Raw genomic sequence first — 14,638 nt, forward strand, 5'->3', positions numbered from 1 at the left:
GCTGTGGCCAAACGAGTGACAACCCAATTGGTGGACGATATCGACGGGTCGGTCATCGACGACGAGTCCGGCGAGACGATCGAATTCGCGATCAACGGCGTCGAGTACTCGATCGACCTGAAAGCGAAGAACGCGAACGATTTTCACAAGAAACTCGACTACTACGTCGGGCATGCGACGCGGGTCGGTGGCCGCAAGCGTAAGCCCTCCCCCGCTGCCGCGTCGACCGCAACAGCGGCCGGCGGATCGGTCAAGCGTGATCCGGAGCAGACACGCGCGATTCGGCAGTGGGCGTTCGATCAGGGCTACGAGATCAGCGAACGTGGCCGCATCCCGGCCGATATCGAAGAGGCGTACAACGCCGCTCACTGATTTCGGTGAGCCGCCTGCATCGCAGTGAGCGGGCGCGCCGGTGGTGGTGCGCCGAGCGGGGGAGCTCGAGGGGCTGCCGCAGGCCCCCTCGACCCGCACCGGGAAGACACCGGGGTGGCGGGCACCTGCATGCCCGCCACCCCTCTGCTCACTAATGCTCGATGGCGGTCTCCTCGCTGGGTGCGGTGAGTGCGTCGTACGCCTGCTCGGGGGTGAGCGTTCCGGCCCCGACCTGTTCGACCACGGTCAGCACGTGGCCGTGCTGGTCGAGAAAGCCCAGGTAGTTGTCCTGGTTGGAGCCGCCGACTCGCTTCCACCAGTCCTTGCCGGTCCCGCTCATCCGCGCTTCGTAGGCGGCGAGGATCTGCGCGAGCGCGATCACCTGTGCGCGTGCGTCGCTGGCCTTGTCGATCACCGGAGCCAGAGCGGTACGGGCGGCGCGTTCTTTCCAGTCGCCCCACAGGTGGCCTTCGGGCTTGCCGATCGTGACACCGAACAGCTCTGCGAGGTGCTCGGACGCTTTGTTCTGGGTGAGCAGTCCAGGCTCGTCGACGAGTGTGTCGGTGATCCACTTCGCGGCACCCTTCGGCAGGGTCTTGCGGGTGAGGAACTTCGCGAGCCATTCCTTGCGGACGATCGTGGCGGCGGCGCTGGCCTTGTTGAGTGCGATGGTGCGCCGACGTGCGAGCTTCTCGGCCTCCTTCGCCGCGAGCACTTTCTGGGCTGCTTCCTGCTCGCGCACTCTCCTTGCGGCTGCATCGGAGGACTCGTCGGCGGCGGGTTCGGCTGATGCGGCGGCGAGGATCGGACCCAGTTTCACACCGGCGGCATCGGGGTCGGCGGTGAAGTACTCCGGCACCCACACTTCGACGGACCCGACGTCCTTGTAGTGGTGCAGTCCCTCCTCCGCGTCCCCTGACAGATCGACCTGGGTGTCCCAGTCGATGCTGTCCTTGTCGATGAACTCGCCCGTCGCGGCGAGGGTGAGCTTTTCCTCTTTCGTCAGCCACACCGCCCAGTGCTCGGCTGTGGCCTCGATGATCGCTTCGGTGATCGGGTCTCCATCTGTAGTCACCAAGTCCTCAGCGGCGGTGTAGGGGTCGCCGTAGTACGGCTCTTCCCCGAGGAGCGTCAGGCCCTTCTCGGCGTACGGTGCGCCTGCTGCGGTGCGGGCCTTGTGCTCGGCGCGGTCCGCGAGCAGCTGCTGCGCTTCGGACCGGAACCACGACCCGGCATTGAGCAGTTGTGCGACGGCGTCGGTGTCGCCCTCGGCGTCGAACACGGCCACGATCGCGGCCTGGTCGAGGGTGAGCTGGCCCGCGTCGAGGGCATCGATCGCAGCCTGCGAGCGGCCCGCTGCCCCTGCCGCTTTGACGGTCTCACGCTTGACCTGGACGGCCTTGGCGATCTTGGGCACCGAGACACCGAGTTCGAGCATGTCGGTCACGGCCTTCGCCCGCTGGCCTGCGGTGAGGTCGATACGGCGGTCGTTGGCGACGACCTGCCGAGTGAGACGCTCGATTTCCCGGTCCTTCGCTGTGCTCGCGTCGGGCCGGATCAGCACCGGCACGCTCTCGGCCCCGGCTTCGATTGCGGCGAGGGTGCGAACTTGGCCGTCGATGACCACGATGAGGTCGCCGTCGCGGCGCGCGAGAATCGGCAGCAGCACTCCGTGTTCGATGATGGAGGCGACCATGTTTCGGAATGCCGGTGTGTCGGTGTCGACCTCGCTGCGGACGTTCGGGCCGACCTCGAGTGCGGTGGGGTGCAGGCGGGTGAATTCCTCGCCCGCCCCCACGACCGGCGTGGTGCCGGTCGTGGGGGCTTCGGTTGCGGCGGCGGTGGTTTCGATGCTTGCGGTCATGGTGGTGTCTCTCCCTGGTAGATTCTTCGGTTGGAGACACCGGGCAGGTAAGGACTGTCCGGTGTTTTCTTGTTTTCCGGGCCTGGGGTTACTGCTGAGCGGTCGCTGCCTGGTGGTGGCCTGCGAGCCGTGCAGCGTGGATTTCGGCCTCGCTGGCTCCGTGTTCGCGGGCGATGCAAGCCCAGTACGCGGTTCGCTCGAGGTGCGCGTCGACGGTGGTCGAGTTCGCGTCCGCTGCGGCTCGGTTGACCTGCTCGGTGTAGGCGGTGACCTGCGCGAGTGCGTGAGTCTTGACCTGCGCCGGTACCTGACCGATCGCGGTCATGATTGCGGTGCGCAGTCCCACCGTCCTCGGTCGTGTGGTGGTGTCGTGCACGTCGTTACGTCCCTTCTCAACTGGTGGCCTGACCCTTTGCCCTGCCACGTTTTTTCGCCGTTTCTGGCGTGAGGAGAGAAGTCAGCGCACGGGGACGACGGGGCAACCCCTCGTCTCGGACAGTTTTCGTGGGAGCGCAGCGACTGCTCTACGAAAAGTGTTCGGAGCCTTGGCCGTAGCGCAGCGGAGCGAGGGGTTGAGGCGGCGGTCACGGGTGATGAATGCTCGCCGGGAGCCAGAACCGCTGTGAAAAAACGTCTTTGCTCTTCCACGGTGCGGAGCGCAGCGGAGCTCGATTCGGTGGACACCGCAGGTGGCCTGATCCGCCGGCCGGAACATTTCGGCCGGCGAACCTCCCTGTGCACCTATGCGGCTTGCCCGGTCCCGGTGCCCTCGCCGTCGTCCGACTCGGCGGCGGCAGGATCGAGGGCGTCTGCCAGTTCGTGGACGGCGGTCAGTACTGCTTTCGCGGTGGCGGTGACCTGCTCGAGGTCTCCTGCTGCCCATCCGGCGATGTAGCCGACGCTGTAGGCGCTGGTGTCGAGTCCGAGCATCCCGGCCAGGACGTAGGCGACGGATTCGGCTTCGACTTCCATCCGGCCCCGGTGCAGGTCCTTTCGGGCTTCGGGGCCGATGAGGTCGGGTGCGTGCATGATCGCGTGCGCTGCCTCTTTTCTGCACTAAGTCTAAGCTTCACGCATGGCGCGTCCCCATCTCGCTGCTCTCGCGTTCCTCGTGGCACTATCAACATGCCTGTCCGCCTGCAGCAGTAGCGAGCCGACTGCCGAACAACCCGAGCTCGGTTCTTCCAGTGGGCCTTACGTACAGCAGAACACCTGCACTGCAGAGAGTTCGAGTTCAGTACAGGTCGCACCCGAGCAGAGGCTCACAGATCTGTCGCGGACAGCAGGTGATCTTCTCCTTACCAACGGAATCGCCCCAGGCCCTGAAGTTGCACGGAACGGCGAACTGTCGTCCGACCAAGCGGCAGACCGAGCCAGCACCGTGCCCGGAGACGCGTCCATCGCACAGGCGCTGTGGGTGGAGTACGCCCGACCAGACGCGGGGTTGGACGTCATGAACCCCAATCGGGAGTACTACATCGACCAGGCGCGGAAGATCGCAGAGTTCGAGGTCACCGAAGAGAAGATGGGCCAGTGGCTCGGCCCGAATTGGACGTCGGTCGTGGAGGTGACAGAGTCGTTTGCCCGTCCCGGGTACGAGCAGTACATCGACCAGGTCGGCGAAGCAAAGCCGATGCGCGCAGCTGACGGTAAGGCTATGCGAGCGCAGCTCCGCGACCAAGCTGTTGCAGCCGGGCTGGAGACTCAGTGGGAGACAGCGCAATCGATTGTTGGAACATACTTTTGGTCGTGCATGATGTCGTCAAGCGATATGGGTAGCGAGGTCGATCTGAACGATTCCGTTCTGGGCGAGATCTTGGCAGCTGATGCGGTGGGTGCGGCATTCGCACGAAGTTTCGGGTCACGCGATCTGGTCGAGCCCCTTGCAGCGGGCGTGCAGATCGTTCTGGATCCGACCACCGCACCGGAAGACGGCGGGCAGCTGACGAAGAACTACGACCCGAACGAGATCTTGTCACCCGAGGACGTCGAGTTGATGGAGGCAGAAGAGCCGAGCCTCGACGGGCCGTAGAGGCCCAGCCGCTGACGCGATCTACGAGACCGCACAGGATGATTCGAGCGACTCACGTCGAACGCGTGCAGCGTGGTCGACCAATCGCCTGGTCCCGCCCATGCTCCAATTTTGCTGTGCGCGTAGCTCTGACTCGAATCAATAGCCGGTGTCGAATCTGTCTGTCGTACCTCCGCAGTCGTCAAGTACGCTCCCCTCATGACTCTGTTGAAAGGCGCATGACCAGCACTCGCACGATCGTTGTGCATATCCCCTCATCGGTCGTCGGCGATGGCGAGATTGCAGCGCCACAGGTGGGCGCAATGCTCACCGGGCCACTACGATTCGTTGAGCTCCCAGTCGACGCCCCTGATGTCGTTCGAATCAGAACTCGCCTCGAGCCCTCCAAACAAGAACCCATTCTGCAATACACCAGCCCGAACACGTCTCGCCGATGGGAGTGGAGCGGGCTGCTGCGCGGCGACGGATGGACAGCATCCTGGCGCGGATTCCAACCTCTGACTGGTGTAGTCGAGCTGGTCGGGCGTTTCAGTGGTGACTTCGGATACGACACCGGTGGCCGATTCCGTGGTCGAGTGACCCGGGTGCGGATGATTTCCGAGCGCTTCGAGCAGCAACCGGATGTGGGCTGGGCGCAGGTTCCCGGACATCGCAGTTCTCGCGACGTCGACGCAGCGCCCCGTTTCTTCGGCGCTCCACCGCTGACCGACGACGAACTCGGCCCTATCGACTTGGAGCACAGCGTGGCGGTCGACATCGATCTCGATGACGTGCCCGCCCTACCAGTGCGACCGAGCGTGTTACCCGGGGACGTATCTGTTGCAGGCCGGAAGCGGTGGATCGCGGATTCCGAGCTTCCACTTGTCGTTGCCCTCGGGGCCGATAGCAGTGTCACCGAATATCGGTTGCCGACCAGAATTGGGCAAGGCCCACGCATCTGGGCAACCGAGACAGGATGTTGGGCTGCTGGCACGAACGGAACCTACTGGATTTCCCACGGCAACGACCCGGTCCAAGTGGACGACCGACCGGTGTACAACGCGGCATCAAACGGCAACACGTTGCTTGCCTGCACCGACGACGCTACCTGGCGCCTCTATTCTCCCAACTCAACTCCAATCGACGTGGACGCCCTTCGTGGCTGGGTGAATTCCGTTGCTGTCGAGGACAACTGCTTCATTGCCGTCGTTCGTCCAGCTGATCAGTCTGTCATCCGATTGGTTCGTGTGTCGGTAACCGGCGAATCGACGATAGGTCCAGAAATTCCCCCTGAGTCTCGCCGGCACGGCAGGCCTTATCTAGCGGGTGAGCCTTTGCGTCTCATCCGTGGCATAGATATCGCTCGCGTGGGCCGCGACCTGGGCGTCCGTGATGACGGTGACAAGCTCGGACGCGACCAGTTCCACGGCGGCCAACTCGGGCGCTACGCCTGGACAATCGGCCACCCGCCGGATGGCACCTCATCGTCGGGTTGGTGGCCACTTCCCGGGCCGGTCTCGTACGACCGAGGTGAGCAGTTTTGGCTGTTCACCATCTACGATGCGGAGACCTTTGCACCGTTGACGAGTGTTCCGGTGTTCGCCACTCGGCCGAATGTGACAATCGACGACGACGGCCGCGTCCTGCTGATCGGCAGAGGCGTTCAAATGGTGTACCCCCACGCCCCGATAATGCAGGTCCCCACCGAGTTGGACGTCGCGCGTCTGATCGACGCCTCGCGGCGCGTGCCGAAGTCGTGAAGGTTCACCTCTAGATTCTCTCGGTCTGAATTGAGGGGAGACCGAGATTGGTTGCGGTGCGCTGCATCTGGATTAATTTCTGTTGTGCGGCAGCGAGGCTGACGGTCAGGCCGTCGACATCGCCGAGCCAGCCGCGTTCGGTGGCCTCGGCGAGGCGTTCCCGAAGGCTCGTGATGATGTTTTCGAGCCGGGTTCGTTGGGTGGGGTCCGGGCGGAGCATCGGGCAGCGGATGCAGGCATGTTCATGTTGGCAACCCGTGCCGTAGGCACGCCCACAGGTGCCGAGTTCGAGTGTGCGCGCGGCGAAGTGGCCCAGGAACTCGTCCCATTCGCTGTCGGTTGGTTCGCGGTATTCCTCGGAGGGCCGGGTTGCGCGGCGTCGTGTGAGGAACGCGCGGTGGTGATCGATGACGTCTTGGTCGTAGACGGCGACGTAGGTTTGCGTGGTGTCCAGCGATTCGTGGCCGAGTATTTTGGCGGTGATGTGCACTGGTAATCCCTGAGAGACAGCCTCGGTGGCGAAGATGCGTCGAAAGTCGTGTGGGCTGAAGTGTGCAGGTGTGCCGTCTGTGTTCGTGATGCCGGCTACTTCGACTAGTTCGTCGAGCAGACTCTTGATTCGCATGTGCGTGATGCCGATGTTGATCAACCCCCAGCGTCTTTGGAAGAGGAACGGCAGAGGCGGGCTGTGCAGACGTTCCGCGTGGTCGTATCGCGATAGCAGTGGGATCTGTTCGTGTCCGTCGCGGACATGGGCGATGATCTCGGCGAACACGCTGGCCAGCTCTGGACTGATCACCAGCAACCGTTCTTTGTCTGTCTTCGACGGGGCGATCTGAAGCATCGGGATCACTTCTCCGGTGGCGGGCAGGGTGTAGGAAACGAAGGATCTATGCGTAATTTCGAGCATCTCCTCGATGCGTACCCCGGTGTGACGGAACACCTCGACCGACGCCCACGCCCAGAACGCTCTTTCCGCTTCCAAGGTCAGATTTCGACGTCCCGCCGTGTGATGTCTTCGTGCGCTGCCCACGTCCTTGTCCGTGACGTGATTGGTGACGTAGACAACTCCTGGCCGGCCGGTTCCGCCCAAGGCCGGATCGCTCGAAAGCACAGCCCGGCGCAGCGTCTGTCCGTTTACGGTGAACTTTTCCCCTGGTGCAACGCGTTGCGCTGCCTCCAGTAGCGCTGCCGAGGCCACGCGCCTGGCATGAGCAACTTCGCTCAGGCGCGACAGGAGCGGTGCGAGTTCGCGGGTGCGTTGATGCATCCTCGATCTTCGGTGCTGTGCAGCCTTCTTCATTCCAGCCAGGTCACGTGAGTCAACGGGGGAGGGCGCGGCCCATCGGGCCCACCTGGCTGGGTCTTCGAGAGCCCAATGCGACAGATCGGCGTAGAACGCTCGGACCGCCATCAAGATGGAGTACGGGTCCTGCCGTTTTTCGCCCCGTCGTCGGTTGCCGTATCGAACCTCAGTGAGACGCTGCTTCCATGCTCGCGCCACTCGATCGGACAGGTGAAGCGAATCGATTCCCGGCTCGTGCAGTTCGATGTCACGCCAGAACAGCAAGATCAGCTTGGAGGCGAGCGGTCCGATCGTGGAGTAGTCCAGGCCTGCGGATCGCTCGGTCAAGTAGTCCACGAACAAGTCTCGGATAGGCTCGTAGGAAATTTCGTAGCCGTCGACCATTTCGGTGATGGTGAGTTGTCCTCGTCGCGACGCTGCATGAATGGACGGCGGGCTGTCGACGGACAGTATGCCTGCCCGGCGGAGCAGCGTGTACCAGTGCGAGTGCTGGCGCGAAGAGAACCCGGTTTGAGCCCGGTACGCCTCGACGCAGTCCGCCAAAGTTACCGCTGCGAGGTTGCCCCCGTTACGCACCAGCATTCGGGCGAGTTGGATCAGCGCGGACCGCTCGTCGGTCATAGTGGCTCGCTCGTCGTTGCGGCAAAGGTCAATGATTGCGGCGAAGCCTTCTGGGTCGCGAACCTGCGTGAATCGTGTGTAGAGCGTGGGCGACGGAGTGCCATAAATCCACGGGTAATCCGGGCGGACCACGTCGAGAAGAATCAACCGCCCTGCTGCGCCTGTCGCTGCCCCTCGATCCATGGTCGGCACACCCGGAATCGTCTGCGCAAGAACAGGATCAGACCACTGCTTCCCAGCAGTATCGGCACCGGAGGCTCGCCAGCGCTGCTGCCAGGACTCGCCCTCGAACTGTTGCAGCCACACAAGCAGCCCCGTTACCTCGCGTACCCGCCTACGCAGTTCTTTCGCCGAGGCACCTTCGTCCAGTCGTTCGACAGCTGCGAGTACTTCTTCGATCGATTGCTGCGATGCAGTCCAGATCACGGGCCGTTCGATGAACGGCGTGGGGAGTTTCGGAGTGACGAAGTGGTAGAAGCCCGAGCTCTTCTGTGATGGCCTGGCACCACGTTGGAATGACGAAGCGGTGCGTTCAGTCACGACGGCCACCACCAAGGAGAACGTCCAGGACGTCACGGGTATAGCCCGCTGCCGGCGGCATCACTGTGGGCCGATCTCTGCGCGTGCGGTGGTGCTCGAGAACCCTGGCCACCACCTCGTCTGTGCGGCTGCGAAGATAGATCTGCGTGGTCGTCAAGTGCGCGTGACCAAGTACCCACTGCACATCGGTCAGCGACAGATTCGGATCTTCGATCATGCGCTGTGCTGCGGTGTGGCGCAGGTCGTGCAGAGTCCACGACGTACCGAGCGAAACGTTGGCGCGTTGAAGCATGCGTCGCGCCGCAGAATACGTCAGAGGCCGTACCGGCCGTCGCCTGGTCAACCACAACGCACGCTCGCCTTCCGGCCGATCGAGTTGCTGCTCGTAGAGCCTGAGCCACACGAACGAATCGGCTGAGGCCGGAAGCCACTGCAATCGACCAGAACCTTTCCGGTGCACACCAATCCGTTGCTCACCCGGGTCGATATGGTCAACGCTCACCCCGAGCAGTTCCGATGCCCGTGCCCCAGTGGAGACGTAGAACGCGAGCAACGAACGGTCGCGGTGCGAACCGAGAGCCGCGAACAATGCATCGAACATCCCGTCGGGAAGGCTGCGCGGCAACCGATCCAGGACCTTTTGTCGCAGCGGTGCACGTCGACCCGCAGTGAACGGTGCCATCGGGTTGTGATGCGCCTGCACTTGCCGGCCCGCTCTGTGCGCCGCGCTCGGGACTGGGTTGACCAACGGACCCTGACCAGCAGCTGCGCGGTCGACGTAGAACGCCTTTACGACCGCCAGCGCATGGTTGATCGTTGCAGGCGCATATCCTGTCGACCTACCTACGGGCCCAACCACCCGCATCCACAGCACGAAGTCACGAGCCTCCACGGGCGTTGCTCGATCCCAGGACACTTCGATTGCCGCCAGGAACCGCCACCACCGCAGCAAGGCAAACCCGTACGATCGAAGTGAATTCGGGCTAGCACCCGATGCCAGCATCGTGGCGAAAAAATCGCTCACCTCGGGTATAGGTTCATCCGCTGCGTCCCGGAGAACGACGCCGGGAACGCCCTCTACAGAGTCGATGCTTCCAACTGCGGCAACGATCAACGTCGCCACATCCCGCAACGGGTAGTGCTGGGACCCGTTCGTTCGATCATCCATTCCTCTGCTGTTCCCCTCCGTAGGCCCGACCCTTACTACGACCTGAGCACAGCCTGGAAGCAATGCCGTCTACAGCAACCAGACACGGCGCGCCTCATCCGCAACCGAGAGAAGAACTCCCAGCACTACGTGTGCGTTGGTGCGGTCAACAGTTCGTGGATCATCGTTTTCGCGGCTGCTGCGGGTTCGAGGGCTGCGTCGACGACGATCCGGTGGGAGCCGTCGGTGGTGGTGTAGCCGTTCGCGCTGCTGGTGATCGCCTCGCGGGTGACGGTCCAACCACGTGCGGTCATGATCGCGGCCACGCGGTCGTAGATCGCGTCCGGATCGGCACCGGTGAGGAGCTGCGCGATCTCTTCGGGCTGGGGGTGTCCCTCGATCGGGTCGGTTTGGGAGTGGTCGAACACCGACAGAATCGGGAACGTGGGCACCTTGCGGGTCTCTTCGTCGCCGGTGTCGGGGTCGGTCTCGGTGACGGTGCGGGAGCTGTAGCCGTAGATCCGGATCGCCTTCTCGCCCTTGCGAACCTGCCGCCCGCGCTGCTGCCAGGCACGGAATCCGGCGACCTGTGTCGCCTCCGGCTTCTGGGCGAGGATCAGCAGGACGTTATTGAAGAAGGATGCGGAATAGCATCAGGTGCACGATCGCCGCCTCGCCCGTTGCAGCCGAAACGATCTCACCATGAACTGACCCCCGTTGTGGCCGCACCGGCACGCCATCCGATTCGAGGGCAGACTCGCTCGTATGAAGGTGGAGATCTTGTACTTCGACGGATGCCCGAACTGGCAGGAAGCTGCGGACCGGGTTCGTGCTGCAGCCAGCCTGATCGGACAGTCAGACATCGAGATCGGACACCGGCTGATCTCCTCCGACGCCGAGGCAGCGGCGTCGGCCTTCGCAGGCTCACCGACCATCCTCGTTGACGGCGTCGACGCCTTCGACGATGCCGTGCAACTGACCGAACTTGCCTGCCGCGTCTACTCGACCGACCGCGGCCTGGCGGGTCTGCCGACCGTCGACCAACTCGCCGCGTCGCTGCGATCCAAAGGCGAAGCGTTGCAACGATGAACGCAGCGAAGGGTCGCGTCACGCCGACCCTGTCGAACGCCGAGCGGTAGCGTCCGCGCGGCGACCGTGCACCTCGGCCCGCACGCACTCCCCGAAGGCACGGCAGCGTTCGCTTCCTCGTGCCGTTCATTGGCGTTAGTGTTGCCCATGCGTATGTCCAGAGCGGTCCCCGCACTGCCGGTACGGCACATCGAGACAGCAGTCGCTGTCTACACCCGCTCCTTGGGCTTCACGGCGCAGTACTCCGATCCCACCTTCGCCAAGCTCACTCGAGACGACGTCGAGATCCACCTGTGGGCCGCCGACGACGACAGCTGGAGCAGCCGGCCCGACACCGCACCCTGGCCTGTGTGCAGCGGAGCGGAGACCTTCCTCGCGGGAACGGCTAGTTGCCGCATCACCGTCGACGAGGTCACCGCGCTGTACGACGAACTCTCGCGCGCGGGCGTTCTGCATCCGGCAGACGCCGGCCACCCCGTCGCGACGGACTGGGGGACGATGGAATTCGCGACCGTGGACGGAGACGGCAACCTGATCACGTTCTCCACGAACACTATCCGGACCGAGAGCTCAGTCGTCGACGGTGACGGTGACGCTTTCACCACTTCCTGACCGGCGGTGCCTGGTTTTGCACGATCAGAGTGCGGGGCGTGGCGGGATGACGACGGCGGAGATCATTGCGGCCAGTGCAGCAGCGGCTGCGGCGAAGAGGAACGCGTGTTGGAACCCGGTGTCACCGCCACCCGCGACGAGGCTGAGTGCAGCGATGCTCGAGACGGTGGCCACGCCGATGGATGCACCGAATTCGTGGAAGGTGCTCAGCAGGCCGGATGCGATGCCGGCCTCCTCGGGGCCGATCTGTCCGAGCGCGGTGGCTGAGGCGACGACGAACAGCGCGCCGATACCGAATGCGCCGAAGCTGACGCCGATCGTGGTCGCCGCGGTGGTTGCCCACAGGGCTGGCACAAGTAATCCCAACGCTGCGATGAGCATCCCGGCGGTGCCGAGGATTCGTGCGCCCCAGCGGCCGATGAGGCGTCCGCCGAGGTTCGCTCCCGTCATCGTGGCCACGGCGATCGGTAGGAACAACAGTCCGGTCACGAGGGGGCCGTGCCCGGCGGATTGCTGAAAGTAGAAGGTGCCCAGGAAGAACACTGCGACCATCAGGGCTGTTGCGATCAGGATCACGAACACTCCGGCACCGACGGGACGTCGGCTGAGCAGTCCTAGGTTCATCAGCGGAGAGGACGCGGCCTGCTGTCGCCAGTAGAACAGCAGGTAGAGCGCTGCCGCTGCCCCGGCTGCGGTGAGGGTCTGCGGGTTGGTCCATCCGATTTCACCGGCGACGGTCAACGAGTAGATCGCCGATCCGGTCGCAGCGGTGACCAGCGCTGCACCGAGAATGTCGAGCGCGGGACGCGGCCCGGGAGCTGGGGCGAGGGGCGGAAGGACGCGCAGAAGGCCGAAAATGACGATCAGGCCGACCGGGATGTTGACGTAGAACACCCACGGCCATCCCGGTCCGGCGGTGATCAGGCCACCGAGCAGGACACCGACCGCCGCGCCGCCGCCGCCCAATGCCGACCAGATGCCCAGGGCGCGGTTGCGTTCGTCGCCGGCGAACAGGCGCACCACCACCGACAACGCCGCCGGTGAGAGCATCGCCGCGCCAATGCCTTGGACAATGCGGCCGCCGAGCAGGAACTCGGCATTGGCAGCCAGTCCGGCCGCTAGCGAGCCGGCGGTGAAGACGGCCAGGCCGGCGAAGACGATTGGTTTGGACCCGAACAGGTCCGCGCTACGCCCGCCGAGGAGCATCAAGCCGCCGAAGGTCAGGGTGTACGCGGCGACGACCCACGTCACCGCCTCCCGCGAGAGGGCCAGGTCCATGCCCATCTGCGGTAGCGCGATCGCGACCACTGTGACGTCGAGGATCAGCATGAACTGCGCTGTGCCCAGCAGGGCCAGTGCGAGCCATCGCTTCGGGTGAAGCCCTTCGCCCGCTTCCGGTGTCGTTTTCGACGTGGTCACCACTGCCTCCTAAGTTGTACATAGTTGTTTGAGTTGGACACTGGTACCGTAACTCATACAAACGTGTTCGGGAAGTGAGGGTTCTATGACGACCGATACGTCACAGGTAGGCGGTAAACGAGCCGACGCGGTGCGCAACGTCGAGCGCATCCTCGATGCTGCGATCGTCTGCCTGTCTCGGCGGCAGAACGCCACGATGAGCGATATCGCACGGGAAGCCGGTCTCGGGCGGGTGACGCTCTACGGTCACTTCGCTTCTCGCCCAGCGCTCATCGATGCCGTGGTGGCGCGTGTGATCGATCGCGGTGAGCAGACGTTGGCTGCGGTCGATCTGGGTGGGGATCCCCGAGAAGCGTTGTCCCGGCTCATTCACAGCAGCTGGGAGCTGGTGGACCGGTCACGATCGGTCATTGCCGCCGCCGAGGAAGAACTCCCCCCAGCGCGTATCCGCGAGCTTCACGACGGCCCCGCGAGCCGGGTCGAATCGTTGATCGAACGCGGACGCAGTGCAGGACTGTTTTCACGTGACATGCCCACCTCGTGGCAAGTCGCCGTGCTCCATCAGGTCCTTCACGGTGCCGGAGCCGAGATAGCAGCAGGGCGGCTGGATTCGATGGACGCACCCGATCTGATCGTGAGGACCATCCTTGCTCTACTCGACACCCATTGAGGCTTGGGCGCACCACCTTCCGCTCGGTTGGTCGCACACCGTCGGTTCGGTCGGCGTAGATCGGTGAACCGCCGCCCTCGTTCACGCAAGACCTTGCCGTTACCTGTGGCGTTGTCGACGGCGGCGGGCGTCCTGGTTGTGTCGTTGTGGGCGAGCGGCGCGCCGTCGATGGTCTATCCGCTCTTAGCGGATCGGTGGCGCGTAGGTGAGGTCGTCACGACCGCGTTGTTCGCTACCTATCCGGTAGCGCTGGTTCTCGCTCTCGTTGCATGTGGGTCTCTCTCGGACTCGATCGGGCGACGCCGCGTACTGCTTGCGGGCGTCGGCATGGTCGCCGTCGGCACTGCGCTGTTCGTGGTCACAAGCGGTCTCGTCCCGATCTTCATCGGCCGCACTCTTCAAGGACTCGGGGTCGGTATCGCGATGAGTGCGGCCAGCGCCGCACTCGTCGAGTTCGCACCGCGCCGCACCGCGGCACTGTCCACTTCCGTCAATACGGCGGCGACGGCCAGCGGTACCGCACTCGCGCTCGTTGTCGGCGGTGCGCTCGTGCAGTACTCCGCCTTGCCCACCACGTTCCCGTTCGCCATCTTGCTCGGCGTGACGATTGCTCTGCTGCCGCTGGTGTGGTTCCTCCCCGAGGAGGCCACGCGCAGCAATGTTCGATGGCGGCCCAGTCGGGTGCGAGCACCCGCGAGAACTCGAATGCAGTTCGCCATCGGTGTTGCTTCCCTCACCGTGGCCTTCATGATGGGCGCGGTGTTCATCGGGCTCGGTGCGCAGATCGTGAGGGATCTCGTCGGTACCGTCGACGCTTTCGTCGCCGCGTGCGCACTTGTGTGTTGGGCTGTTGCCATCGTTCCCGCGTCCATCATCGCCCGCCGCGGTTCGCCGACGTCCGCATCTTTGGCCGGTTCGGTGCTTTCCGCCGCCGGGTCTGTCACCCTCGTCGCCGCAGCCAACGTGGACTTGCTCACAGTCTTCCTGCTCGCTGCGGTCATCAGTGGGGTGGGGTACGGCCTGATGTTCTACGGCGGGCTCGGGATGGTCGTCGCAGCCTCCGAGGCCGAGACGCGGGCCGCGACACTGTCGTTGATGTACTTGGTGGCGTACCTGTCGCAGGGTCTCACTGCGGTTGGGATCGGTGCGCTCGCAACCTTCTGGGGGCTCGACAGGGCGATCGTGGTGGCGATGCCGACGCTCGCAACACTCAGTGTCGCGAGCGGG

14 protein-coding genes are annotated in these 14,638 nt (G+C 64.2%); 7 read left to right on the plus strand and 7 right to left on the minus strand.

Translation table 11 applies throughout. The annotated features are described in order from the left end of the window. Positions 1-3: 3 nt before the first annotated feature. Positions 4-372: an Lsr2 family protein gene (locus CH296_RS05340; RefSeq protein ID WP_094684222.1), complete on the plus strand. Its 369-nt coding sequence runs from the start codon at positions 4-6 to the stop codon at positions 370-372. 151 nt (positions 373-523) lie between these two features. Here the strand turns inward: CH296_RS05340 and CH296_RS05345 are convergent, their stop codons facing one another. The 3 genes from CH296_RS05345 to CH296_RS05355 all read right to left on the minus strand — a co-directional run bounded on the left by CH296_RS05345 (position 524) and on the right by CH296_RS05355 (position 3,265). Next, positions 524-2,236, minus strand: a complete 1,713-nt coding sequence (locus CH296_RS05345) for a ParB N-terminal domain-containing protein (RefSeq protein ID WP_094684215.1) — start codon at positions 2,234-2,236, stop codon at positions 524-526. 88 nt (positions 2,237-2,324) lie between these two features. Beyond that, a complete protein-coding gene (locus CH296_RS05350; RefSeq protein WP_094684216.1) occupies positions 2,325-2,612 on the minus strand; it encodes a hypothetical protein in 288 nt (95 codons plus the stop codon). A 365-nt stretch (positions 2,613-2,977) separates the two neighbouring features. Beyond that, positions 2,978-3,265 carry a hypothetical protein gene (locus tag CH296_RS05355; protein WP_256980341.1) on the minus strand — a complete coding sequence of 96 codons (288 nt, stop codon included), beginning with the start codon at positions 3,263-3,265 and terminating at the stop codon, positions 2,978-2,980. Positions 3,266-3,617: 352 nt separating this feature from the next. Here CH296_RS05355 and CH296_RS05360 point away from each other — a divergent pair, with 352 nt between their 5' ends. Together CH296_RS05360 and CH296_RS05365 are read left to right on the plus strand one after the other, a co-directional pair. Beyond that, entirely contained in the window at positions 3,618-4,268 is a 651-nt protein-coding gene (locus tag CH296_RS05360; RefSeq protein WP_094684217.1) for a hypothetical protein, read from the plus strand. 590 nt (positions 4,269-4,858) lie between these two features. Next, positions 4,859-6,007, plus strand: coding sequence for a hypothetical protein (locus tag CH296_RS05365; RefSeq protein WP_256980342.1), 1,149 nt, complete (start codon positions 4,859-4,861; stop codon positions 6,005-6,007). A gap of 10 nt (positions 6,008-6,017) precedes the next feature. Here CH296_RS05365 and CH296_RS05370 read toward each other — a convergent pair whose 3' ends face one another. From CH296_RS05370 to CH296_RS29855, 3 genes are all read right to left on the minus strand, one after another. Continuing rightward, the gene (locus CH296_RS05370) at positions 6,018-8,474 is read right to left on the minus strand and encodes a site-specific integrase (protein ID WP_241483651.1); all 2,457 of its coding nucleotides are present in this window, start codon (positions 8,472-8,474) and stop codon (positions 6,018-6,020) included. After that, positions 8,467-9,498 (minus strand): tyrosine-type recombinase/integrase, encoded by a 1,032-nt coding sequence (locus CH296_RS05375; RefSeq protein ID WP_242640284.1) that lies wholly within the window; start codon positions 9,496-9,498, stop codon positions 8,467-8,469. Before CH296_RS05375 ends, CH296_RS05370 begins: the two co-directional genes overlap by 8 nt. 269 nt (positions 9,499-9,767) lie before the next feature. Continuing rightward, positions 9,768-10,244, minus strand: a complete 477-nt coding sequence (locus CH296_RS29855; RefSeq protein ID WP_373557270.1) for an ArdC-like ssDNA-binding domain-containing protein — start codon at positions 10,242-10,244, stop codon at positions 9,768-9,770. 142 nt (positions 10,245-10,386) lie between these two features. On the opposite strand from CH296_RS29855, the gene CH296_RS05385 reads away from it, so the two are divergent. Further along, a complete protein-coding gene (locus CH296_RS05385; protein WP_032364207.1) occupies positions 10,387-10,710 on the plus strand; it encodes a hypothetical protein in 324 nt (107 codons plus the stop codon). A gap of 147 nt (positions 10,711-10,857) precedes the next feature. Beyond that, a complete protein-coding gene (locus CH296_RS05390) occupies positions 10,858-11,322 on the plus strand; it encodes a VOC family protein (protein ID WP_052053408.1) in 465 nt (154 codons plus the stop codon). Between the two features lie 24 nt (positions 11,323-11,346). On the opposite strand, the gene CH296_RS05395 is transcribed toward CH296_RS05390, so the two are convergent. Further along, positions 11,347-12,741 carry an MFS transporter gene (locus tag CH296_RS05395; RefSeq protein WP_032364251.1) on the minus strand — a complete coding sequence of 465 codons (1,395 nt, stop codon included), beginning with the start codon at positions 12,739-12,741 and terminating at the stop codon, positions 11,347-11,349. A gap of 85 nt (positions 12,742-12,826) precedes the next feature. Here CH296_RS05395 and CH296_RS05400 point away from each other — a divergent pair, with 85 nt between their 5' ends. Next, on the plus strand, positions 12,827-13,411 hold the full coding sequence (locus tag CH296_RS05400; protein WP_032364206.1) for a TetR/AcrR family transcriptional regulator: 585 nt from the start codon (positions 12,827-12,829) through the stop codon (positions 13,409-13,411). A gap of 63 nt (positions 13,412-13,474) precedes the next feature. Beyond that, positions 13,475-14,638: MFS transporter (locus CH296_RS05405; protein ID WP_143546324.1), on the plus strand; the 1,164-nt coding region annotated here is incomplete at its 3' end.

Source organism: Rhodococcus sp. 14-2496-1d (assembly GCF_002259365.1).
Classification (GTDB): Bacteria; Actinomycetota; Actinomycetes; order Mycobacteriales; family Mycobacteriaceae; genus Rhodococcoides.